This window comes from Alcaligenes faecalis, assembly GCF_005311025.1.
GTDB classification, from domain to species: Bacteria; Pseudomonadota; Gammaproteobacteria; order Burkholderiales; family Burkholderiaceae_B; genus Alcaligenes; species Alcaligenes phenolicus.
The window spans coordinates 1,199,852-1,223,064 of the sequence record NZ_CP031747.1 but is presented as its reverse complement, the minus strand read 5'-3'; the positions used below and the strand labels follow the sequence as shown (position 1 = coordinate 1,223,064).

18 protein-coding genes and 1 tRNA gene are annotated in these 23,213 nt (G+C 57.8%); 12 read left to right on the top strand and 7 right to left on the bottom strand.

Annotation, left to right across the window (positions count from 1 at the left end; all coding sequences use genetic code 11):
• The first annotated feature begins 10 nt into the window (after nucleotides 1-10).
• A complete protein-coding gene (locus D0C27_RS05570; protein ID WP_021447211.1) occupies nucleotides 11-961 on the top strand; it encodes a carbon-nitrogen hydrolase family protein in 951 nt (316 codons plus the stop codon).
• A 139-nt stretch (nucleotides 962-1,100) separates the two neighbouring features.
• Here D0C27_RS05570 and D0C27_RS05565 read toward each other — a convergent pair whose 3' ends face one another.
• The 6 genes from D0C27_RS05565 to D0C27_RS05540 all read right to left on the bottom strand — a co-directional run bounded on the left by D0C27_RS05565 (nucleotide 1,101) and on the right by D0C27_RS05540 (nucleotide 7,342).
• Nucleotides 1,101-1,520 (bottom strand): helix-turn-helix domain-containing protein, encoded by a 420-nt coding sequence (locus tag D0C27_RS05565; RefSeq protein ID WP_060185408.1) that lies wholly within the window; start codon nucleotides 1,518-1,520, stop codon nucleotides 1,101-1,103.
• A gap of 667 nt (nucleotides 1,521-2,187) precedes the next feature.
• Nucleotides 2,188-4,296, bottom strand: a complete 2,109-nt coding sequence (locus D0C27_RS05560) for a TonB-dependent receptor family protein (protein WP_137430589.1) — start codon at nucleotides 4,294-4,296, stop codon at nucleotides 2,188-2,190.
• Nucleotides 4,297-4,319: 23 nt separating this feature from the next.
• On the bottom strand, nucleotides 4,320-4,763 hold the full coding sequence (locus D0C27_RS05555) for a CopD family copper resistance protein (RefSeq protein ID WP_094197930.1): 444 nt from the start codon (nucleotides 4,761-4,763) through the stop codon (nucleotides 4,320-4,322).
• A complete protein-coding gene (locus tag D0C27_RS05550) occupies nucleotides 4,760-5,461 on the bottom strand; it encodes an ABC transporter ATP-binding protein (protein WP_137430588.1) in 702 nt (233 codons plus the stop codon). Before D0C27_RS05550 ends, D0C27_RS05555 begins: the two co-directional genes overlap by 4 nt.
• On the bottom strand, nucleotides 5,454-6,233 hold the full coding sequence (locus tag D0C27_RS05545; RefSeq protein ID WP_137430587.1) for an ABC transporter permease: 780 nt from the start codon (nucleotides 6,231-6,233) through the stop codon (nucleotides 5,454-5,456). The genes D0C27_RS05550 and D0C27_RS05545 overlap by 8 nt, the downstream gene beginning before the upstream one ends.
• The gene (locus tag D0C27_RS05540) at nucleotides 6,230-7,342 is read right to left on the bottom strand and encodes an ABC transporter substrate-binding protein (protein ID WP_238441729.1); all 1,113 of its coding nucleotides are present in this window, start codon (nucleotides 7,340-7,342) and stop codon (nucleotides 6,230-6,232) included. The genes D0C27_RS05545 and D0C27_RS05540 overlap by 4 nt, the downstream gene beginning before the upstream one ends.
• Before the next feature lie 229 nt (nucleotides 7,343-7,571).
• Here D0C27_RS05540 and D0C27_RS05535 point away from each other — a divergent pair, with 229 nt between their 5' ends.
• The 9 genes from D0C27_RS05535 (at nucleotide 7,572) to D0C27_RS05495 (ending at nucleotide 18,535) form a co-directional block, all read left to right on the top strand.
• Nucleotides 7,572-8,285 (top strand): Crp/Fnr family transcriptional regulator, encoded by a 714-nt coding sequence (locus D0C27_RS05535; protein ID WP_088451921.1) that lies wholly within the window; start codon nucleotides 7,572-7,574, stop codon nucleotides 8,283-8,285.
• Between the two features lie 87 nt (nucleotides 8,286-8,372).
• On the top strand, nucleotides 8,373-9,047 hold the full coding sequence (locus D0C27_RS05530) for a DUF1971 domain-containing protein (protein ID WP_137430586.1): 675 nt from the start codon (nucleotides 8,373-8,375) through the stop codon (nucleotides 9,045-9,047).
• 237 nt (nucleotides 9,048-9,284) lie between these two features.
• The gene (fdnG, locus tag D0C27_RS05525) at nucleotides 9,285-12,359 is read left to right on the top strand and encodes a formate dehydrogenase-N subunit alpha (protein WP_137430585.1); all 3,075 of its coding nucleotides are present in this window, start codon (nucleotides 9,285-9,287) and stop codon (nucleotides 12,357-12,359) included.
• A gap of 3 nt (nucleotides 12,360-12,362) precedes the next feature.
• Nucleotides 12,363-13,280, top strand: coding sequence for a formate dehydrogenase subunit beta (fdxH, locus tag D0C27_RS05520; RefSeq protein ID WP_021447214.1), 918 nt, complete (start codon nucleotides 12,363-12,365; stop codon nucleotides 13,278-13,280).
• Complete coding sequence (locus D0C27_RS05515) at nucleotides 13,273-13,926, top strand: formate dehydrogenase subunit gamma (protein WP_009463457.1); 654 nt, start codon at nucleotides 13,273-13,275, stop codon at nucleotides 13,924-13,926. Before fdxH ends, D0C27_RS05515 begins: the two co-directional genes overlap by 8 nt.
• Before the next feature lie 77 nt (nucleotides 13,927-14,003).
• A complete protein-coding gene (gene fdhE / locus D0C27_RS05510; RefSeq protein WP_137430584.1) occupies nucleotides 14,004-14,930 on the top strand; it encodes a formate dehydrogenase accessory protein FdhE in 927 nt (308 codons plus the stop codon).
• An 87-nt stretch (nucleotides 14,931-15,017) separates the two neighbouring features.
• On the top strand, nucleotides 15,018-16,436 hold the full coding sequence (gene selA, locus D0C27_RS05505; RefSeq protein ID WP_137431543.1) for an L-seryl-tRNA(Sec) selenium transferase: 1,419 nt from the start codon (nucleotides 15,018-15,020) through the stop codon (nucleotides 16,434-16,436).
• Nucleotides 16,433-18,352, top strand: a complete 1,920-nt coding sequence (gene selB, locus D0C27_RS05500; RefSeq protein WP_137430583.1) for a selenocysteine-specific translation elongation factor — start codon at nucleotides 16,433-16,435, stop codon at nucleotides 18,350-18,352. Before selA ends, selB begins: the two co-directional genes overlap by 4 nt.
• Before the next feature lie 87 nt (nucleotides 18,353-18,439).
• Nucleotides 18,440-18,535: transfer RNA gene (locus D0C27_RS05495), tRNA-Sec, on the top strand.
• Between the two features lie 60 nt (nucleotides 18,536-18,595).
• Here the strand turns inward: D0C27_RS05495 and D0C27_RS05490 are convergent.
• Entirely contained in the window at nucleotides 18,596-19,378 is a 783-nt protein-coding gene (locus D0C27_RS05490) for an aldolase (RefSeq protein ID WP_137430582.1), read from the bottom strand.
• A gap of 276 nt (nucleotides 19,379-19,654) precedes the next feature.
• On the opposite strand from D0C27_RS05490, the gene D0C27_RS05485 reads away from it, so the two are divergent.
• On the top strand, nucleotides 19,655-21,913 hold the full coding sequence (locus D0C27_RS05485; RefSeq protein ID WP_060185420.1) for a FepA family TonB-dependent siderophore receptor: 2,259 nt from the start codon (nucleotides 19,655-19,657) through the stop codon (nucleotides 21,911-21,913).
• A 206-nt stretch (nucleotides 21,914-22,119) separates the two neighbouring features.
• Nucleotides 22,120-23,208: a hypothetical protein gene (locus tag D0C27_RS05480; RefSeq protein ID WP_137430581.1), complete on the top strand. Its 1,089-nt coding sequence runs from the start codon at nucleotides 22,120-22,122 to the stop codon at nucleotides 23,206-23,208.
• Nucleotides 23,209-23,213: the final 5 nt, after the last annotated feature.

Genomic DNA, 23,213 nt, shown 5'->3' with positions numbered 1-23,213 from the left:
AGACCTAGTTATGAGCAAAGTTGCTGTTATACAAGCGGCATCCATTCCGTTTGACTCTGCCAGCAGTGTCGAAAAAGCCGCCGCCATCTTGCAGCGCGTAGCTGCCAATGGCGCCACTCTGGCTGTCTTTCCCGAAGCCTTTCTGGGCGGGTATCCCAAAGGCATCAGCTTTGGCAGCGTCATCGGCAACCGCCGTCCTGAAGGCCGTGCCCTGTACCAGATGTATGTGGAAGGCGCAGTCACCCTAGGTGGCCCTGAACTGGAAGCACTGGCCGATGCCGTTACCCAAACCGGTGTGTACACCGTCATGGGTGTAATCGAGAAAATGGGCCGCACCCTGTACTGCACCGCTCTGACACTGGCTCCGGGCAAAGGCGTGGTGGGCATCCACCGCAAACTGATGCCTACCGGCCAGGAACGTCTGGTCTGGGGCTTTGGCGATGGTTCCACCATGGGTACTGTCGACACCCCCATGGGCCGAATCGGCAACGTGATCTGCTGGGAGAACTACATGCCCACCCTGCGTCAGACCATGTATGCCCAAGGCACCGAACTGTACTGCGCTCCCACGGCAGACGACCGCCCTACCTGGGCCTCGTCCATGATTCACATCGCCGTTGAAGGCCGTGTGTTTGTGCTGTCCGCCTGCCAGGCCATCCGCCTGAACAACTACCCCGAGTCCTTCCAGAAAGAATTTGCCCTGCCCGGCGAATTTGCTCCGGACAGCTACGTGATGCACGGCGGCAGCATGATCGTCAGCCCCACCGGCGAAGTGCTGGCCGGCCCGGTGTTTGACGAAGAAACCGAGCTGTACGCCGAACTGGATATGGACCTGCTCAAACAGGCCAACCTGGACTTTGATGTTTACGGCCACTACTCGCGCCCCGACATCTTCTCCCTGCATGTCGACACCCGAGCCAAGCAGGTAGTGAAACTGCAAACCGAAGACTCGGCCGAGTAAAACCAGCCAAATCCTGCACCAAAAAACCGGCCCCATCGCGCGATAAACGTGATGGGGCCGGAACTGCTTTTGAGCCTGGCACAAGCTGCTGCCTGCACCTGCCCTTTCCTGTCGTAGCTTTCTTTTTAATCCCTTGGCACTAGCTCAAAGCCAAAGGTTCCAGCACGGGCTGATACGAAGACATCTGCAACTGCGTCTCGTCCAGACCCATTCCCTGCGCCAACAGAGCCAACATCGTCAGGCTCAATGGAACAAGACCTTTCTCGATCACGTTGTATTCCGCCACACTGATTCCCAAACGACTGGCCAAACGCTCGCGCTTGATCTCCAGATACTCGCGCCAGGCACGAATCAGGGTCCAGCGATGCGTTCGCATATCCTTGAGCACCACATACGGAATACCCTTGTCCGAACGCACGAAACGCGGTGCGGCCATCAACTTGCGCACGCACTCATCATTCATGGCATCTCGTGTCAACAGATGGGCATACAGCACGGCCTGCTCGGGCAAAGTGCGAGGATCAATATCTTCAGTGGTCAACAAGTATGTATTCATCATGGCTGACAAACCTAAGGATGTAAGAGAACGGTGAACCCTGAACTTACCTACCCGTTCCACCCCGGTCTGTCAGATAATTCTGAAAGTGCACCCTGACCGCCCTATCGGCTGATCCTGATCAAGACACACATCCAAACAGACCAAAAAAAAGCCTCTGAACACGTCAGAGGCACTCTTCCACCGCACTACACAACAACAACAACAACAACAACAACAACAACAACAACAACAATTCAGATACAAGCGGGCCTTAATCCACCCAGACACAGCGTCATAAACCCGTGGCCGATCCAAGGGACCGTGCAATGAAAGCCCAAGTCACGCCCCTGTAGTCGGAAAGCCTTAAGGCAAGAATTCCCTGTGAGCCCCTCTGGCCTGCGCCGGGGCCTTGGGGCGATTCAGAGTGCTTGCCGCAGGCGAGAGATCAGGCAGGGGTTCAAGCACCCAGCTGTTTGAACCCGACGCTTGTACTTGGTCCGGGGGACCAAGTACCGGGTGAGTTCTGGGTGCGCCCTGCCTGATCTCTTGACAAGGGGACCGGTGCGCAGCACCGGCAAGTGCTCAAGCCCCATGGCCCCGGCGCAGGCCAGAGGGGCGTCTACACTGAGACAACTCCTGCCTAATCGTTAACTAATCATCAAGCCAAAAACCAAGGCATCAAAAACGATCAGAAGTTATATTTCACCCCACCAAAGAAACTCCTGCCATTGCCCGCCAGATAAGTAGGCATCGCCTCCGAAGCCGAACGCCGAATCACATAACTGCTGGCATACGTCTTGTCAAAAATGTTATCTGCCATCAGATAAGCACTCCAATGCTTGTCATGCTGATAAGCGACCTTGAAACCCCAAATGGCATAAGCATTTTGATGCGTGCCTTCCACATTCTGATGGTTGGTCGGCGTATCCGAAGCCAGCCAGCGCACGTTCGGCCCAAACCGCCAGCCACCACGTCGATACATCAGTTCTGCACCCAGCAAATGCTTGGGCACCCCGGCAATACGATTGCCTTCATACTCGCCCCCTCGGAAGCGGAAATCACTGTAGGTATAGGACAGACGATAGTCCCAGCGCCCTGCAGCCGGAGCAGGCAAGGAACCGCTCAAACCAGCCTCCACGCCCTGGTGCCGCGTCCGATCAGCATAGTTAAATGTCACTGATGAAGCCCCGGTTGCATCACTGACAGCCATCAGCTCATCTTTCACATTGCTGCGATACACAGCCAGGGACCAGTCCACCGCCGACTCGCCACTGCCCCAGCGCCCGGCACCACCCAACTCAAAAGTCGTCGCCTTTTGCACATTCAATTCCGTCAGCCCTGTCACTGCCGAGCGCACATTCATGGGCTGCGGTACTTCCGCACTGATGATCTCCCAATACGTAGGCGCCTCATGACTGCGGCTGACATTGGCAAACACCCGCAAATCCTCGGACGGCTGCCACACCACGCCCAGTTTCGGGCTGGCGTAGGACCATTTCTGGTTCAGGGTATCGCCCCCCAAACGATTGCGCGCATCACGAATCGCCTGGCTGTACTTCACATCCCCCACCACGGTCCACTGGGGCGCAACCTTCCAGCTCAAACCCAACAGCGCATTGCGGTTTTCAGCCCGCAGGCGATAGTCCCCAAAGAACAAGGCACGGCTGCCATTGGCAGGATTGACCGCATACAACTCACGATCCATATCACTGCGCGCCCAGTCCAGGGCAAGGCGATAATCCAGGCTGCCTTCACGACCAGCCAACTGCCACTGTGCGCCATAGGTATTCCCCTTGGTGGGCGAAGACACCTGCGGATTCGTAAAAGTATCGTCCACCGTCTGCCAGTACAGGCCCACGGTCTGGTTGAAATCCTCGGTACCCCAATAACTACGGTTAGCCAAACGGAATTGAGTGGCCTTGCGATTCGGATCACGCTTATAGACATTGGCCGCCATATCCTGCGGCGTGCCATAGTCCCCCATCACACTGCGCGGATCGCTGTAAAGACGCTCACGCGGGACCACATTGGGAATATCAAACTTCAAATCCACATAGGACAGGTAAGTGCGGTTCTCGAACTGCCCGCGCTTGAAACCGATATTGCCCTGCACATTCGTGCGCTCGGAATCCGAGTGATGACGGTAGCCATCAGCCTTGTCATGGCTGACTGCCAAGCGCCCATCAAACTCGTTCGTCTGAAAACCCTTGGCGGCATACAAACCCAGACGCCCGAAACTGCCGCCCTCCACGCTGATGGCGTCACCCTGCGTACCGTTCATGGAGCGAAAATCCAATTCTCCACCTAAAGTGGTCGCACTGGCCGACAAGGCATTTGCACCACGCCGCACGCTGATCAAGGAGCTGTTGCGCGGTTCCAGAAAGCCGATCACAAACGAGCCATCCGCCTCGTTCAAAGGCAGACCATCTTGCAACAGCAAGACACCTCGATTAACCGGATTACTTTGAATCCCCGAACCGCGAATATTGAGCCGAGGCTGATCAATCCCGCCAAAGAAATCCTGCACGATCAAGCCGGGCTGATAGTCCAGGGCATCGCGCAAAGTCACCAGACGCAGCTCTTCCTGCGGCTGAATCAAATTGGTGCCACCAGGCACCGCATCCAGGCGAGCCTTTTCTTGTCGCAGGTCGGCCTGCAGCACGCTTTGCCCGACAGGCGCCTTGATGACAATGGGAGACAAGGTGGAGGTAGACGGGTCGGCCCAGGCGGCGCCCGACCACAGCCCTCCCAGCGCCAGGCTGACTGTCAGCCGACGCAATACAGGAACGTGTGACATCGTATTCTCGATAGAAAGTGAAATTACCAGTGCAGATAAAACATGGTCTTGGCCAGGATCACGATCCCGACCATGTGACAGAACACGCTTAGGTGAATGCGCTTGAAATGGATGGACTTCATGCGCCCGGTGCGCCGCAAAGTCATGGCCGTCAGAAAATGAGCAAAAACGCTAAGCGCCAACAGAATCTTGATGGTCAAAAACAGGCCCAAAGTGTTATCGAAAGGATGGGCCAGCGCAGCGCGGTGATGCCAAGCCAAACCTATCCCGGCGCTGTACAGAACCAGCAGAACCCAGGGCATGATGCGGCGGGCACGGTCACCAATGGCAATCTCCAAGGTGCGCATGGCTTCTCGCGGAACGTGCTTGCGTATGCCTTCCAGCATCAGGACTTCAAAAAACACCGTGCCGATGAAAAACAGAGCGGCAAACAGATGGAACAGCAGGATCACGGGATAGGCAGTCATGGCGTCAAAGCCTCCTGAGACAAAAGTTGGGCGTACAAGGAATCGGCCAGACACTCACGGGCAGCGGTATCCGCCGGGGCCACCGGCTCAAACAACTGGCCTTGCCCCTTTTTCAGCAGCAGGCAGGAATCAGCGACCCGCATCAATTCACGGGGTTGATGACTGACGTACAGCAGCGCTGCTCCGGTTTCTTCCAGGCAGCGCAGGCAGACTTGAGCCAGGCTATTGCGCAGCGCCGGGTCCAGAGCACTGAAGGGTTCATCCAGCAGCAAAAGATCCGGTTGCAAGGCAAAGGCGCGGGCCAGTGCCACCCGCTGTGCCATGCCACCGGACAGCTCGCCGGGCCAGGACTGGGCGACATCGGCCAGTTCCACCTGCCCCAGCCAATACATGGCACGCTCTTTGGCTTGCGCAGCCGACAAGCCTTGCGCACGCAGCGGAATCTGCACGTTGTCCAGCACGCTGCGCCAAGGCAACAAACGGGGCTGCTGAAACACCAGCACGGGGTGACGAAACTCGTTCCAGACCTGGCCGGAATCAGGCTTGATCAGGCCCGCAACCAAACGCAGCAAGGTACTTTTCCCTTCGCCACTAGGCCCCAGAACGCCCAGGCGCTGCCCGGCTTTCAAGGTGAAACTTAAATCCTGCAAAACCGGCTTTTGCCCGAACAGGACCTGGACATGGCTTAGCTCAAGCATGGCTGTCCTCCCGCCACTGTCCCAGACGACGCTGCAAGGGTTGCAGCAGAACAAATTCAATCGCGGCGACCAAGCCCAGAATCAGCACAACCCAAGCGTACAGCTCGGCGCTGTCAAAGGTGCTACGTGCATTGGCCAAGGCATAGCCTGCGCCACTTTCTGCACCCAGCACTTCGGCCATCACCACCAGACGAACCCCACCGCAGCAAGCAATCAGCAAAGCGGCAGTCAAAGGAGCCGTCAGAGAAGGCAGATACAGGTGACGCAGACGGCGCCACCAGCCAAAGCGGTACACGTGGCTCATCTCGATCAGATCTCGGTCCACCTGCAACATTCCTTTGACGGTGTTCACGTACATGCCCGGCACCATCATCAGCACCGTCATGAAAATCACCATGCTCGAACCCAGGCCAAACCAGAGCATGGCCAGCACAACGACCACCACAGGCGGAATCGCCATCAATAGCCAACGCAAAGGCTCCAGCAAGCCACGCAGACGCGGGCTGTGTGCCGCCAAAATGCCTAGCGTGAAACCAATGGAGCAACCCACGCTGACGCCAATTGCCACGCGCAGCAGACTGGCTCCGGCGTCATTCAGAAAATGGCCGGACATCATCAAACGCGGAATCGCACGGGCGGTTTCCATGGGCGAGGCCATCAGCAAAGGCCCCAGAAACATGGCGCTGATCTGCCAGCACAGCAAGATCAGCAGCACGCCCGCTACGCCCCATGCACGAGAGCTACGTGCCGATAAATTCGACTTGCTTTTCATGGTCCATAAAACCCGGCAGCAGGCAGGCCACCACCCAAGGCTTGGGGATGCTGATCCGCCAGCAATTGGTACAGCGCCTCCAGTTGAGGGCGGATTTCATTGGCTGGACGACTATCCAGACGAGTCTTTTCAATCGCGGTTTGAATTGCCGGAACCGGGAACTGAGGCAAATAGCCATGAACCATTTGGGCGCACTCTTGCGGCTGCTGGCTGCACCAGCGGGCCGACTCGGCATAAGCCCGTTCCACGGCCTGATTCAGCTCGGTATCGTGGGCCACAGTGACGTTAGCCATGACACCGGCTTGAGGCAGCGCCTGTTGCAAAGGAAAAGCCTGCGCCCAGGCTTGCTCCAGACTTTGACCGCGATGCAGCTCCACCTTCTTCTGCTCCGCCTGCCACAAGAGCAAGGAAGCAGTGGGTTCAACTAGCAAGGCTTGATCGCCCTGGCCGGTCAGCATCAAGGCAATGGCGTCCTGAGCATCGCGCGTACGACGCAAGCGTACAGTTTCCTTACCCCCTTGGGCTTGCTTGGCCAGCAAGGTATCCAGCAAGACAGCAGGCAGATCGCGCTGAAATGGCACCAGCAGTTCCTTACCGGCCAGATCGCTAAAGCTCTTGACGGCGGGATCACGGCTGACTAGCCACAAAATGCCCCAGACCGAAATATTCAGCTGTTTGACGGCCTGCCCCTTGTTGAACATCAAGGCAGACAGATTGCTGGGTGCAGCGCTGTAATCCACTTCCTTTTTAGCCAGCAGAACACGCAACTGATCCGGGTTCTGCCACAGACGAAACTCCAGCTTGTCCGTGTATTGGCTCAAGGCCTGGGTCCGCGCCATATGCATCAAGGGGTAGGACACCACGGCACCGGGGCCGGCCAAAGTCAAAGTCTCGTAGCGGGGAGCGGCGTGGGCACCTGCTACCAGCGAGGCCAGGAGCAAGCCAGGCAAAACACGGCTCAAGACCTTGCGAACGAACATCCCACGGCCATCTCTTTTGGAGTTACCCAGCGTCGTAGAGGCAAACCGAGCACGAACCCGCTCCTTAACCCCACCAAAAACGTGAACCTGTGCCCCGTTTTTTAGATCAAGTTCATCCAGACGGGGCATGGCAGCACGCTTACCTGATAAGCCAGCATCAATTGCCTTGGGGGTAGCCTGATTTAAGGGAAGTCCACGCGCATGGCTGGCTATAGCCAATTGCCCTCTGTCTGAACGGGCACTTTTTCCCTGAGATGCAGCCCAGCGACGAAACCCTTGATAGATATATGGCATGAAGATTTGTATAATGAGAACTATTATCAAATGGGAATTCTCCCATCTTCATCCCAGCCCCCCAATGACAAAAGTCAACATGCCCGGCTCGTGTCCTGCTTTGTTTGAATTGCTGGCTCGCCACCGTCTCCTGCAAGGTTTGCCCATCGAGGTCATCCAGCATTTGTGCCGTGACGCTTTGGCTCAAAACGCCAGCTCTGGGCAGATTCTGTTCAATGAAGGCGACGAGGCCCGCTATTGCTTGCTGGTGGACAGTGGACAGGTAGAAATCCTGCGCTACAGCCAAAATGGCGACGAACGTGTTTTCAATGTTTTCGAGCCCGGCCAATTGGTGGCGGAAGCCGCCATGTTCATGCCGCATGGTCGCTACCCCATGTGCGCTCGCGCCAAGGGAACCGTGCGCGTCTACAAACTCTCGCGCAGCAGCCTGCAAGAAGCCTGCCGCCGCTGGCCCGAACTGGCCATGAACATGATGGCGGGCCTGAGCAGCGCCTTGTATGCACAAGTCAATAAAGTGGACTGGATTTCAGCCAGCTCGGCCGCCGAGCGTTTGGCGAACTACTTGCTCAATCTGCAAGCCCGCCAAGGGGAAAAAATCCAGTTACCCTTGAACCAACGGCAACTGGCCGCCCATCTGGGTATACGGGCAGAGACCTTGAGCCGATTGTTCACCGACTGGCAGGCGCGTGGTTACGTCAGTGGCAAGCGCAGCGATTGGCAGGTACATGACCAGGCCCACCTGCGCCGCTTGGCCAGTCCAGCCCAACGCTCTTTTTAAGCGATCGACACACTCATGACTTTTGTCATTTGAGTACTTTTCAAGCAGACCGAGAATGCCGACTTTTAGCTTCTCTGCTTGATACTCATGACACACTTGCCGCCACAGGCCGCTTACACTGAAGCCGACATTCGCCAATTGGTGACCCAGTTCTACGCCCAGGTTCGGCAAGATGCGCAGCTAGGCCCGATTTTTGAACACAATGTGCAGGACTGGGACGAGCATCTGGATATGCTGTGCGATTTCTGGTCGGCCATTTTGCTGGGCACACGCCGCTTCAAGGGCGCCCCGATTGCGCGCCATGCGGCCCTGCCCGAGTTATCCTGGCCCTTGTTTGAACGCTGGCTGGAAATTTTCCACCAAACCACGGCCACGCTGGGCAAACCCACCCTGCAACAAAAGGCAGACGCTATGGCAGACCGCATTGCCGCCAAACTTTGGCAGACCTATCAGGCGCAAAGCAATCAAACGCGCCTGCCTGACACCCTGCCTGAAGGGCTGGAGCGCTACAGCCAATCCCCCGTTTTCACGCCGGACAATTTGCCCGAGGCCTTGCGCCGTGCCCACAACACCAAAGTTGGCACCTGGGGCCTGCTGCGTGTTCAAACCGGCGTGCTGCGCTTTGCTCTGGATCAGGAGCCTTTTACTGAAGTGGTGCTGACAGCCGGACAATGTGTGGCGATTGAGCCCCAAGTTCTGCATCACGTGGAGTTCGAACTGCCCGGCAGCTTTCAGATCGAATTCTTCAAACAAGCCCGCTAAATTGAAAAAATCCCTTGCAAATAGTAGGTGAATACCCGCATCACCGACTACACTTGCGGCTCCGGCGTGAAAACCTCAATAGAATCAAGATTGTCCTTGATCAATTAGACACGCCCTCTTGGCAGTAGCCCATAAGTTCAACGCTTATACTGTTCAACTATAAAACAGGGGCAGAGCTCACAAGGCGCCTCCCCTGACGATTTCAAACACGAAAACACAATCCTATTGGAGAGCCGCATGGTGAACATGAATCGGCGTCAGTTCTTCAAAGTGACGGGGGCCTCGCTGGCCAGTTCCAGCATGGTCTTGCTGGGCGCTGCGCCCACCCCCGCCATGGCGGAAGTCAGGCAGTACAAACTGACCCGCATGACAGAGACGCGCAATACCTGTCCTTACTGTTCCGTAGCCTGTGGGGTGCTGCTGTACTCCCGTGGTGACGGCGCCATGAATGCCGAGCCCAGCGTGGTTCACATTGAAGGCGATGCCGACCACCCCGTGAACCGCGGCACACTCTGTCCCAAGGGCGCAGGCTTGGTGGATTTCATCAAGAGCCCCAACCGACTCAAATACCCTGAATACCGTGCCGCTGACTCGGACAAGTGGGAACGCATCTCCTGGGAAGACGCTTTCACGCGTATTGCCAAGCTGATGAAAGAAGACCGCGACGCCAACTTCCAGACCACTGCTGAAGACGGCACCGTCGTCAACCGTTGGCTGACCACCGGCATGCTGGCTGCTTCGGCAAGTAGTAACGAAGTGGGCTATGTCACCCATAAAGTCATCCGCAGCATGGGTGTACTGGCGTTCGATAACCAAGCACGTGTCTGACACGGCCCGACGGTGGCAGGTCTTGCCCCGACGTTTGGCCGTGGAGCGATGACGAACCATTGGGTCGACATCAAGAACGCGGATATTGTGCTGATTATGGGCGGCAACGCAGCCGAGGCGCACCCCTGTGGTTTCAAATGGGTGACCGAGGCCAAAGCACACAACAATGCAAAACTGATCGTTGTGGATCCACGCTTTACGCGTTCGGCATCCGTAGCGGACTTTTACGCGCCTATACGTACCGGTAGTGACATCACCTTCCTGGGTGGCGTCATCAAATACCTGCTGGATAACGACAAGATCCAGCACGAATACGTGCGCAACTACACCGATATGCCCTTTATCGTGCGCGAAGACTTTGACTTCGAGCAGGGGCTGTATTCGGGCTACAACGAAGAAAAACGCAGCTACGACAAGTCCTCCTGGGACTACGAGCTGGGCGAGGACGGCTACGTCAAGACGGACCCCACCTTGCAACACCCACGCTCGGTCTACCAACTGCTGCGCAAGCACTACGAGCGCTACACGCCCGAGATGGTGGAACGCGTCTGTGGCACGCCCAAGGACAAGTTCCTGAAAGTCTGTGAAATGCTGGCCTCGACCGCTGAACCGGGTCGCGCGGGCACCATCCTGTATGCGCTGGGCTGGACGCAACACAGTATTGGTTCGCAGATCATCCGTACCGGCGCCATGGTCCAGCTGCTGCTAGGCAATATTGGTATTGCCGGCGGTGGCATGAACGCGCTGCGCGGACACTCCAACATTCAGGGTCTGACTGACCTGGGTTTGATGTCCAACCTGCTGCCCGGCTATCTGACTTTGCCCAACCAGGCCGAGAAAGAGTTTGACGGCTACATCGGCGCACGTGCCCAACAGCCGCTACGCCCCAACCAGCTAAGCTACTGGCGCAACTACAAGAAGTTCCACGTCAGCCTGATGAAAGCCTGGTTTGGTGATGCCGCCCAGGCCGAGAACAACTGGGCCTACGACTATCTGCCCAAGCTGGACAAGCTCTACGACATGCTGCAAGTGTTCGAGCTGATGGACGAAGGCAAGATGACGGGCTACATCTGTCAGGGCTTTAACCCCCTGGCGGCGGCACCGTACAAGGCCAAGCTGCTGCGTGGTTTCTCCAAGCTCAAGTACATGGTCATCATGGACCCGCTGGTTACGGAAACGTCAGAGTTCTGGAAGAACTATGGCGAGCACAATGATGTCGATTCCGCTTCCATCCAGACCGAAGTCTTCCGTCTGCCCACCACCTGTTTCGCCGAGGAAGAAGGCGCACTGGTGAACTCGGGTCGCTGGTTGCAATGGCACTGGAAGGCCGCCAACCCTCCGGGCGAGGCCAAGAGCGACATTGAGATCATGAGTACGCTGTTCACGCGTATTCGCTCGCTGTACCAGAAAGAAGGCGGTGCCTTCCCTGATCCGATCCTGAACCTGTCCTGGCCCTACTCCAACCCGGATGATCCAACCGCCGCTGAACTGGCCAAGGAATACTCGGGCCGCGCACTGGTGGATCTGCATGATCCCAAGGATCCGACGAAGATCACGCGTAAGGCAGGCGAGCAGCTGGACGGCTTTGCCGAATTGCGCGACGACGGCACCACGCTAAGTGGTTGCTGGATCTATGCCGGTGCCTGGACGCAGCAAGGCAACCTGATGGCTCGCCGCGACAATAGCGATCCAACCGGAATCGGCCAGACGCTGAACTGGGCCTGGGCCTGGCCAGCAAACCGCCGCGTGCTCTACAACCGTGCTTCCTGTGACCTGACCGGCAAACCCTTTGACCCACGCCGCAGCCTGGTTCACTGGGATGGCAAGCGCTGGGGTGGTGCGGATGTCCCTGACTACAAAGCCGATGAAAATCCGGCTGATGGCATGGGCCCGTTCATCATGAACCCCGAAGGTGTCGCCCGTTTCTTTGCCCGTAAAGGCATGGCAGAAGGCCCCTTCCCCGAGCACTACGAGCCCTTTGAAAGCCCCTTGAGCTACAACCCGCTCAGTCCTGACGAACCACGTGCCATGACCAACCCGGCGGCCCGTATCTTCAAGGACGACCTGGCAGCCATGGGTACGGTAGACAAGTTCCCCTATGTGGGCACCACCTACCGCCTGACCGAGCACTTCCACTACTGGACCAAGCACGTGAAGCTGAACGCCATCGTGCAGCCCGAACAGTTTGTGGAAATTGGCGAGGAGCTGGCCAAGGAAGTGGGCATTGTGCAAGGTGACCGCGTCAAGGTGTCCTCCAACCGTGGCTATATCAAGGCCGTGGCGGTGGTGACCAAGCGCATCAAGGCCCTGAACGTGGATGGCAAGGTTGTCCACCAAGTGGGTATCCCGCTGCACTGGGGATTTGTGGGTCTGGCCCGACCTGGTTTCCTGATCAATGCGCTGACCCCGCCGGTAGGCGATGGCAACTCGCAAACGCCAGAGACCAAGGCCTTCCTGGTTCAACTTGAAAAGGTTAAGGAGTAAGCCATGGCCTTGCAATCACTTGATATCAAACGGCGCTCCGCAACCACCACCCCATCGCCCAGCGTGCGCGAGCCCGTGGGCGGGGAAGTGGCCAAGCTGATCGACACCAGTAAGTGCATTGGCTGTAAGGCCTGTCAGGTCGCCTGCATGGAATGGAACGATACGCGCGACGAAATCGGTCACAACGTCGGGGTGTATGACAACCCGGCCGACCTGACCGACAAGTCCTGGACCATCATGCGTTTTGCGGAGTATGAAAACCCCGCTGGCGATCTGGAATGGCTGATTCGCAAAGACGGCTGCATGCACTGCGAGGACCCAGGCTGCTTGAAGGCCTGTCCCTCGCCAGGCGCCATCGTGCAGTACACCAACGGCATTGTGGATTTTCACGAGGAAAACTGCATTGGCTGCGGCTACTGCGTTACCGGCTGTCCTTTCGATGTGCCTCGCATTTCGGAAAAGGACAAGAAAGCCTACAAGTGCACCTTGTGTTCGGACCGTGTGGCGGTCGGACAGGAACCGGCCTGTGCCAAGACCTGTCCTACCGGCGCGATTGTGTTCGGTACCAAAGAAGACATGCAGCACCACGCTGCAGAGCGTATCGAAGACCTGAAATCGCGCGGCTTTGAAAACGCAGGTTTGTACGACCCGGCTGGAGTGGGTGGCACCCACGTCATGTACGTGCTGCACCACGCCGACAAGCCCGAGCTGTACAGCGACCTGCCCAAGGACCCGCAAATCAGTCCGATGGTCTCGCTCTGGAAGGGAGTGGCCAAGCCGCTGGGGGTTGCTGCCATGGCACTGACCGCCCTGATTGGTTTCTTCCACTACATCCGAACCGGTCCTAACGAGACCGACGAGGAAGACGAGCGCCGCGCCGACGAGGACGCACGCAAGATCCAGGAGGCTCACCATGACTGATCACAACCGCAAGGGCTTGATTCAGCGCTACACCACCAGTCAGCGCATTAATCACTGGATCATTGCCATGAGCTTTGTGCTCCTGGCCTTGTCCGGGCTGGCGCTGTTTCATCCGTCAATGTTCTGGCTGACCAACCTGTTTGGCGGCGGTCCGTGGACACGCATTCTGCACCCGTTCATTGGTGTGGTGATGTTTGTGTGCTTTTTCCTGTTTGCGGCCCGCATGGTACGGCACAATATGTTCTCCAAGGGTGACGCGGCCTGGCTGCGTCACTTCAAGGACGTGCTCAATGCCAAGGACGAGCGCATTCCCGAAGTAGGCCGCTATAACGCCGGGCAAAAAATCCTGTTTTTTGCTTTGGTGATCTTCATGATCGGCCTGCTGGCAACCGGTGTGGTGATGTGGCGCGAATACTTTTCCGCCTTCTTCCCCATCTGGGCTATCCGCCTGGCCTCCGTGCTGCACGCGGTCTGCGCCCTGCTGATGATTTGCGCGATTATCGTGCACATCTACGCCGGTATCTGGGTAAAAGGTTCGGTCAAAGCCATGACCCGCGGTACGGTTACCCGTGCCTGGGCCTGGAAGCACCACCGCGCCTGGTTCCGTGAAGAAATGGAAAAAGGTCCCAGCCGTCCTGCCGAATAAGCGGGGCTCTGGTACATAAGCAACCCGGCTGCCATGCACCATTTCGGGCATGGCAGCCTTGTTTTCAGGAGTCTGTCTTGCAACGCATCCTTCCGCGCGGCGAAATCGAAAGTCTGGACCACACCTCCATCCCCCGACTGCGCCTGCCTGTGCGAGCCAGCGTCTTTGCTGACCGAGCAGCACGTCTGCGTCAATTGGCTGACGGCAATCCCGTTGGTGCCTACCTGCTCTTGCTGGCCCATCTGGTTGATGGACAGCACAAACAACTCAATGCCCTGCCCCCGGCCGAACTGCCCGCCGAGGTGCTGGAAACAGCACAAAGACACGGTATGCCACCCTTGCTGGCATCGGGCTGGAAGCGTGATCCACAATGGCTCAGCATTTTGAGCAGTCTGCTCAATCACATGATCAACACTTCGGACGTGCCTGCAGCCGCCCAAGAAGTCTGTCAGAGCCTGCTAAAGAAAGCCAAATCTGACCCACAAAAACTGGAAGATCTGGCTGACGCGATTCTGGCCGAGCAATTGCCTGAGCAAGACGGTGCCGCGGCACCTTTTGTCATGGCCGCCTTGCAGGTTTACTGGACTCACCTGGCCTGCTCGCTGACCGAGGGCCAACTGTCTGTAACCAGCCCCTTTGGCGTATGCCCGTCCTGCGGCAGCCTACCTGTATCCAGCGTGGTGCGTGTGGGTGGTCGTGAAGATGGTTGCCGCTACATGTGCTGCCCGCGCTGCAGCGTGGAATGGCATCTGGTGCGTGTCACCTGCTCGCATTGCGAAAGCACCAAAAGCGTGGCGTATCACGCCATTGAAGATGGCCCGGAAGGCATCAAGGCCGAGTCCTGCGACAACTGTCATACCTACCGCAAAATCTTCTATCAGGAAAAGCAGCTGGGCATTGACCCGGTAGCGGACGACCTGGCCAGTCTGGCTTTGGACGTTCTGATGGGTGAAGAAGGCTATTCCCGCGCCAGCGGCAATCCACTTCTTTGGCACCAGTCTTAAGCTAAGATTCCCCTACGCCTTGCTGCCCCGAGCACAAGGCGTAGCTGACGGACCCTGCCCATAGACTCAAACGCCTGCCTTTGAATGATGAGCCCTACGCCTGAACTCTCCCCCGCCCACATCCCTTCCCTGGATCGCTTGCTGCGCTCGCCAGAGTTCGAGCCCTTGCTAAGCCAGTTCGGTCACACACGCCTGAGTCAACGCACTCGTGCCCATTTGCAGGCACTGCGGGAGGCCGTGTTGAAGGGAGCACTAAGCCCTCAGGACCTGGAGCCCGCTCAGCTTGCCAAAGCACTGCAAGCACAACTGCAGGAAGAATCCCGCTTGCAGCTGCGCCCGGTCTTCAATCTGACCGGCACCGTGCTGCACACCAATCTTGGGCGAGCAATGCTACCGGATGAAGCCATACAGGCTGTCGTCCAGGCCATGCGCTCGCCCGCCAATCTGGAGTTTGACCTGGAAACCGGCGGCCGAGGCGACCGCGATGACTTGATCAACCCCTTACTCTGCGAACTGACCGGCGCTGAAGCCGCCACAGTCGTGAACAATAATGCGGCTGCCGTGCTGCTGATGCTCAGCACCCTGAGCCCCCGCCGCGAAACCGTGGTGTCACGTGGCGAGCTGGTTGAAATTGGCGGAGCCTTTCGTATTCCCGACATCATGAAGCGTGCCGGTGCTCGCCTGCATGAAGTAGGCACCACCAACCGTACCCACGCGGCTGACTACGAAAACGCCATCAACGAGCGCACCGCCATGTTGATGAAGGTGCATTGCAGCAATTACGCCGTCAAAGGCTTCACCAAAAGCGTTTCAGTCGAAGAAGTTGCACAGATAGCCAAAAAACACGGCCTGCCCACCAGCGTGGATCTGGGCAGCGGCACCTTGGTGGACCTGAGCCAATGGGGCCTGCCGCCTGAACCCACCGTGCGCGAGACCATCGAAGCCGGTGCCGATATCGTGACCTTCAGCGGCGACAAGCTGCTGGGTGGCCCCCAGGCCGGTCTGATCGTAGGCCGTGCAGACCTGATCGCCAAGATCAAGAAAAACCCGCTCAAACGTGCTCTGCGCGTGGGCAAAATCACCTTGGCCGCACTGGAACCTGTGCTGGCCTTGTACCGTTCGCCAGAGCGCCTGCCCGAGCACCTGACCACCTTGCGTCTGCTGACTCGACCTTCGGCTGAAATGCGTGCCCAAGCACTACGTTTGGCCCCTGTCTTGCAGCAATGGGTGGGGACACAATTTGCAGTCGAACCCACTGCCATGCTAAGCCAGATCGGCAGCGGTGCGTTGCCCGAAGACGTACTACCCAGCTTTGGACTGCGCTTTGCCTACCAAGGCACAGGCCGTCCGGGCCGCCATCTGACTCAACTGGAAAAACGCCTGCGCACTTTGCCCCAGCCCGTCATCGGGCGCATTGCGCAAGATGCCTTTTGGCTGGACTTGCGCTGCCTGGAAGAGCCCTTTGAGGCCGCCTTCAGCGCACAACTGATTCCCGAGCAAGCATGATTGTTGGCACCGCAGGACATATCGATCACGGCAAAACCACCTTGATCCGCGCCTTGACCGGCGTGGATACCGATCGTCTGGAAGAGGAAAAAAAGCGCGGCATCTCCATCCAGCTGGGCTATGCCTATACGCCTTTGCCCGACGGACAGATCCTGGGCTTTATTGATGTGCCCGGTCACGAACGTCTAGTGCACACCATGGTCGCAGGTGCGACCGGCATTGATTTTGGCCTGCTGATCGTGGCCGCAGATGACGGTGTCATGCCGCAAACCCGCGAGCATCTGGCCGTACTGCAATTGCTGGGTTTGCAGGCGGGAGCCATCGTCCTGAGCAAGGCGGATCGCGCTGATGCTGCCAGAATTGAATTCGTCAAAGCCGAGCTGCAAGCACTTGTCCAAGGAAGCTTTCTGGACAATGCCCCCATCTTCGTTGTTGATGCCCTGTCCGCCGACAAACCCGGCCTGGAAGCACTGCGCCAGCATCTGCATGCACAGGCCATGCAATCCACCAAACAGGATGGCAAAGGCTATTTCCGCCTGGCCATTGACCGTGTCTTCACCTTGCAAGGTCACGGCACCGTCGTGACCGGCACAGTGCACGATGGCGTGCTGGATCTGGATGGCCCGGCGATGGACTTGCGCCTGATGCCACGCGGTACACCCGTACGAGTGCGCAGCATTCACGCCCAGAATCAGGCATCACGCCAGGCCCGTGCCGGCCAGCGTTGTGCCCTGAACCTGGGCGGAATTGATGTACAGGATATCGAGCGTGGCGACTGGCTGGCCGACGCCCGCTGCTTCATCCCCTCCACACGTATCGACGTGGAGTTGAGCCTGCTGGACAAAGATATTCCCGCCCTACGTACCTGGTCGCCCTGGCATGTCCACATGGGGGCTGCTCACCTGACGGCCCATGCCGTGCCTTTGGATGGCGAGTCCTTGCAGCCCGGCCAGACCGGCAAGGTCCAGTTGGTCTTTGACCGCCCGATCTGCACCATGACGGGCGAGCGCTTTATCTTGCGCAACGCCCAGGCCAGCGAGACCGTCGGCGGCGGGATTGTGCTGGACCCAAATGCGCCGGACCGCAAACGACGCTCTACGACACGTCTGGCCTGGCTGGACGCCTTGGCGCAATGGACACGCGGCGGACCGTTGGAGGGCCTGCTGGCCCAAGCGCCTTACGGTCTGGACGAAGCAACGCTGCTGCGTCTGTCAGGAGGATCTCAACAAGGCTTGAGCGCCCCCGCCAATGCCCGCTGGCACACCGGATCTCGCCCACAAAGTCAGCCCATCTTGCTCAGCGATGCGCGCCTGGAAGCGCTGTGTCAGCACATAGAAAGCGTGATGCTGCAGTTTCACGAGCGCAATCCGGACGAGCCTGGCCTGTCCAACAGCCGCTTGCGACGCATGGCCGCCCCCACCATGCCCGACGCAATCTGGCAGCTCCTGACCGAATATCTGCTGGCAGAACAGCGCCTGGCCCGACAAGGAGTCTGGCTGCATACACCAGGCCACCGCGTCACTCTGAGCGCCGAAGACCAAGCTTTAGCCACCGCCCTGCTGCCCCTGATCGAGGCAGGCCGCTTCGACCCTCCATGGACACGCGATCTGGCCAAAGAAACCGAAGCCCCGGAAGACCAGACCCGCAACGTACTGCGCCGACTGGTACGCCAGGGCGAGCTGTTTCAGATCGTGCATGATCTGTTCTATCACCGCCGCCAGATCGCGGTGCTAGCCAATATCGTCAAGGAGCTGCACAGCGGCCAAGGCGTCAGCGCCGCGCAGTTCCGAGACGCGACAGGGCTGGGCCGCAAACGGGCCATTCAGATTCTGGAGTTCTTTGATCGCGTCGGCTATACACGACGTGTGCGTGATCGCCATGTATTACGAGGTGAAGCCTGGGCAGCGGCGGACTGAGCCCCGAGCTTCATGCGGGAACCAGAGCAGGCAAGGCCCTGATCGTTGAAGCGTCATCGGCCCTAACGTATGATAGGGCCTCTTGAAGGAAAGCATCCGTGCCCGGTGGCACGGCCGGGCTTCAAACCCGGTTGGGGGCGTCAGACGTTCCCAGGTAGGTTCGACTCCTGCTGCTTTCCGCCACCGACCTCTGGGCCAAAGCACTGCTCCAAGCTGACTCGCCCCCAAACAGCCCCCATCTTTTTACTCGAGCGCATCGACATGATGCTTCAACGCCTTGCGCACGTAATATTCAAACCCGATCTCGGACCGGCGAGGGCGCAAAATCCAGTCGTGTGCCTCGCGCCCCAACTCCGGCAATATGGGTTTGATCTTTCCGGCTGACATGGCCAGCAACTGCATCCGCGCGGCACGCTCGAACTGCAGGGCAAGCACACAGGCCTCCTCAACAGAGCTGGCCGCAATCAACAGGCCATGATGCGCCAGCAAGATCGCCCGCTTATCACCCAGGGCCCGGGAAATAATCTGCCCTTCCTCATTGCCTACAGGCACACCAGGCCAGTCCTTCAGAAAAGCGCAATCCTCGTACAGCGTGCAGTTATCCATATGGGACACCTCCAGGGGCACGCCCAGCATGGATAAGGACGCGACATGCAGAGGATGGGTATGAATAATGCAATTGACATCAGGACGCGCACGATACACCCAGGAATGAAAACGGTTGGCAGGGTTGGGCATGCCCTGACCTTCCAGAACCGTCAGATCTTCATCCACCAGCAAGATATTGGACACGCTGATTTCATCAAACCCTAGCCCTAACTGCTGGGTGAAATACGTGCCTTCCTGCTCGCCCCGCGCCGTAATCTGCCCCGCCAAGCCCGAATCATGACCACCATCAAACAGGATGCGACAGGTCAGAGCCAGCTTTTCTCTAACACTACGTTTCGGAACCTGAAACTGAGCCTGCATCTGCTCCTGGGCGCGGGCGATCAAAGTGGGCTTGGAGAGGTTTAGAGTACTTGTCACAAGAATTCCTTTAAATGCGTGTGATCTTTTATCAAGCAACAGCCTCAAAACGCGCTGTCTGGGGACCACACCGACCAGGACATGGAAATGCCAAAAAACACCCATGTTTTCTTGGCAGGAAGCTAAGTGTCAATTCAGAAAAATAATTCCCCTTTACTTTGACCGTGTTTTACACACCACAAACCCGTCAGCTTTCTCGACAGCCGTCACATTTTTAAACACAATCCTGATCGCGAACAATTCTCATTCTGTTTATCGTTTACTAGGAAAGTGATTATGAATTTATTGGCGCCTCCGGCTCGCCGCCCGATCTTTGCATTGGGCCTGCTCGCCACGGCTTTGGCAGCCAGTTTCAGTGCTCAGGCACAAACTTCCAACGTCCGTGGTGGGGTCACCTCGCTGGAAGAAATTCGTGTCTTGCCTTCGGCAGAAGAAGCCGTCAAACAGGCTCCTGGCGTGTCCACAATTACTGCCAAGGATATTGAAAAACGCCCTCCCGCCAACGACCTGTCCGAACTGATCCGCACCATGCCCGGCGTGAACCTGACCGGTAACAGCCCATCCGGTTCCTACGGCAATAGCCGCCAGATCGACTTGCGCGGCATGGGCCCTGAAAACACCCTGATCCTGATTGACGGCAAACCTGTTAGCTCGCGCGACTCCATTCGCATGGGGCGCGACGGTGAACGTAATACCCGTGGTGACAGCAACTGGGTGCCCGTCAACGCCATCGAACGCATTGAAGTGCTGCGTGGCCCGGCTGCTGCTCGCTATGGCTCTGGTGCTGCCGGTGGTGTCGTGAACATCATCACAAAAGCGCCTACCGATACTTTCTCCGGCTCGGTAACCGCCTACGGTCTGATTCCTGAAGACAGCGACTACGGCTCCACACGCCGTACCGGCTTTAACTTGTCCGGCCCCATTGCCGACAAGCTGTCTTTCCGCGTCTACGGCAATATCGCCAAGACAGATGCCGACAAACCCGCGTTGAACGCCCAGGCTTCCGGCATGGAGGTGAACGAAACCACCGTGCCACCCGCGGGCCGCGAGGGGGTACGCAATAAAGACGTTAACGGCTTGCTGCGCCTGGATATCAACCGGGACCACCGTCTGGAGCTGGAAGGCTCATTCAGCCGCCAAGGCAATATCTACTCAGGAGAGCGCCTATTTAGCCGCAGCACGCAAACCATTGCATCACTTGCCGAAGATGGGGCTGAAACGAACATCATGTATCGTCGCGCCGGCTCGCTCAGCCACTATGGTGACTACGGCCAGGGCCGCCGCTCCCGCCTGACCTTTGCATATGAAGGCACGACCAACTCACGTTTGAATGAGGGCCTGGCCGGTGCCGTTGAGGGCAGCATCTCCAACCCCGGTGCCGGCTCGGTTTCCGAACTGCGTTCACTGAACATCTCGGGCGAATACAACACACCCCTGCAGATCGCTAGCAAGCACGTCTTGATGACGGTCGGGTTCGAGCACCGCGATCAAAGCCTGGATGATGACTACGCCACTCGCTCTGGCCAAACCATCAACAAAAACACGGATTCCAAAAGCAAGGCCCGTACAACAGCCGCCTATGTGGAAGGCAATATCGAGCTGACCGACGCCTTGACCGTGACACCAGGAGTGCGGTTCGACCATCACAGCAAGTTCGGTGACAACTGGAGCCCCAGCCTGAACGCCTCCTACTTCATCACCGACAGCATCACTCTGAAAGGCGGTATCGCCCGCGCTTTCAAAGCACCTAACCTGTATCAATCCAACCCCAACTACCTGTATCAGACACGCGGCAACGGTTGCCCGTACGACCCGGTAACTGGTCAACGCGTAAGCGGTCCTTGCTACATCTTCGGTAACGACAATCTGTCGCCCGAACGCAGTATCAACAAGGAAATCGGTCTGGCCTACGACAACGCAGGCTGGGCAGCAGGTCTGACTTACTTCCAGAACGACTACAGCAACAAGATTGTGGCCGATATGGGCGACCAGACCATTCCGGATGCGGTGTACATTGGCGGCTCCCTGGTCCGCCCATTCCAGTGGGTGAACTCCGGCAAGGCCGTGATCCGTGGTCTGGAAGGCAACCTGACTATCCCGATCCTGGGAGAGAACGGCGACACACTGAGCCTGAGCAACAACCTGACTTACATGATCACCAACAAGTCCAAGGAAACCAATCAGCCTTTGACTGTCATCCCCCGCTACACCCTGAACAGCACGCTGGACTGGCGCGTCAACGACAAGCTGTCCTTGCTGGCTACCGCCACGCTGTATGGAAAACAAAAGCCACGCTCGCACAACCTGTCCAATAACTCGGAAGTGAAAGGTGATGGTCTGCGTGAACGTGGTTCATATGCCATCTTCGGTCTGAGCGGCGCTTACCAGGTCACCAAGTCCACCAACATCCGTCTGGGCGTGAACAACCTGTTCGACAAACGCTTGTACCGTGAAGACTCGGGTAGCGGCCAAGGTGCCAACACCTATAACGAACCTGGTCGCCAATACTACGCAACGTTGACTGCCAGCTTCTAATACTCCACGCTTTACTTCGGACTCCAGCAGGAGTCCGGATGCTTGATCGCTATGCCCGCCCGTGCTGCCCCGTCTGGAGCAGCACGGGCGGTATCTTATCCCACCTCAATCCAAGAGAGCCCTCCCGACCTCACTCCAACAGCGCTAGACTAAAGCCTGGTTAGCCAGCTTTCTGGCTACAGAATCACCACATTCGGGAGCTGATCTTGTCGTCCACCGAGTCTGATCTCGCGATCTACGCCGGGCCTCGTGCTTATCGTCATATTCAAAGCAATGGCTTGCATGCCAAGGACATCAGCACGCTGATTGGCAGCGCGGGTGGGCCCAAGGCTTTGGCGCTAACCGGGCTGGATCAGTATTTGTTTGGCGACTGGCTCAACACACATGATGAGCCGCTATGGCTATTTGGCAGTTCCATCGCTTCCTGGCGCTTTGCCTGTGCGGCCCAGAGCGATCCGTACAAAGCCTTTGCGGACTTTGCGCAGCTTTATATACACAGCCCCTTTCTGCCCAAATCCACGGTAGCGGACATTACCCGGTCGACCCAGACCATGCTGAAAACCTTGCTGGGGGACGCCGACTCACAGGCTGCGATTCTGAACCATCCACGCTATCGCTTCGCCATTACCGTGGCACGCAGCAAGGGCTGGGCGGGTTCCCGCAATCCCAAACAGCTTGGCGCAGCCCTGCTCAGCTGCATGGTCGGCAATTATGTGCACCCTGCTATCCCGCACTGGTTCTTTGAGCGGGTCATCGTGCACGACACTCGTAGCCGCCTGCCCATTCACGGCAGACATCAAGACCTGGCTCGCTACGCCGCACTGGATCAGCACAATCTGTTCGAGACCCTGGCCGCCAGCACCGCTATTCCACTCGTGATTGACGGTGTGAATGCCGCCCATAACTGGCCTGCCGGTCTATACCGGGATGGAGGCCTAGTCGACTACAACTTCTGCGCTCTGGATCTGGATAGCCCAGGCTTGACCTTGTTTCCCCATTTCACTCAAAAGATCAGCGCCAGCTGGTTCGACAAATACCTGCCCCGTTGGCAAAAGGCTCGCCGCCGTCACAGCCTGGACAATCTGATTTTGCTGTGCCCGACCGAACGTTTCTATCGGCGTCTAAAAGACCGCAAAATCCCCGATCGTTCCGACTACAAGCGTCTGCCCGACGCAGACCGGCGTATTGCCTGGCAAAACTCCGTCGAACAAAGCCAGCGACTGGGCGAGCAATTTGCACAGTGGGTGGCCGCCGACCAACTGGCCCAGCGTGTTCGACCTCTGCCTTTTCCGTAGCAAAA

Bases quoted from the DNA above. Each gene is read 5' to 3' on its own strand.
- D0C27_RS05570 (WP_021447211.1), top strand. From the start codon at position 11: ATGAGCAAAGTTGCTGTTATACAAGCGGCATCCATTCCGTTTGACTCT.
- D0C27_RS05565 (WP_060185408.1), bottom strand. From the start codon at position 1,520: ATGATGAATACATACTTGTTGACCACTGAAGATATTGATCCTCGCACT.
- D0C27_RS05560 (WP_137430589.1), bottom strand. From the start codon at position 4,296: ATGTCACACGTTCCTGTATTGCGTCGGCTGACAGTCAGCCTGGCGCTG.
- D0C27_RS05555 (WP_094197930.1), bottom strand. From the start codon at position 4,763: ATGACTGCCTATCCCGTGATCCTGCTGTTCCATCTGTTTGCCGCTCTG.
- D0C27_RS05550 (WP_137430588.1), bottom strand. From the start codon at position 5,461: ATGCTTGAGCTAAGCCATGTCCAGGTCCTGTTCGGGCAAAAGCCGGTT.
- D0C27_RS05545 (WP_137430587.1), bottom strand. From the start codon at position 6,233: ATGAAAAGCAAGTCGAATTTATCGGCACGTAGCTCTCGTGCATGGGGC.
- D0C27_RS05540 (WP_238441729.1), bottom strand. From the start codon at position 7,342: ATGCCCCGTCTGGATGAACTTGATCTAAAAAACGGGGCACAGGTTCAC.
- D0C27_RS05535 (WP_088451921.1), top strand. From the start codon at position 7,572: ATGACAAAAGTCAACATGCCCGGCTCGTGTCCTGCTTTGTTTGAATTG.
- D0C27_RS05530 (WP_137430586.1), top strand. From the start codon at position 8,373: ATGACACACTTGCCGCCACAGGCCGCTTACACTGAAGCCGACATTCGC.
- fdxH (WP_021447214.1), top strand. From the start codon at position 12,363: ATGGCCTTGCAATCACTTGATATCAAACGGCGCTCCGCAACCACCACC.
- D0C27_RS05515 (WP_009463457.1), top strand. From the start codon at position 13,273: ATGACTGATCACAACCGCAAGGGCTTGATTCAGCGCTACACCACCAGT.
- selA (WP_137431543.1), top strand. From the start codon at position 15,018: ATGAGCCCTACGCCTGAACTCTCCCCCGCCCACATCCCTTCCCTGGAT.
- selB (WP_137430583.1), top strand. From the start codon at position 16,433: ATGATTGTTGGCACCGCAGGACATATCGATCACGGCAAAACCACCTTG.
- D0C27_RS05485 (WP_060185420.1), top strand. From the start codon at position 19,655: ATGAATTTATTGGCGCCTCCGGCTCGCCGCCCGATCTTTGCATTGGGC.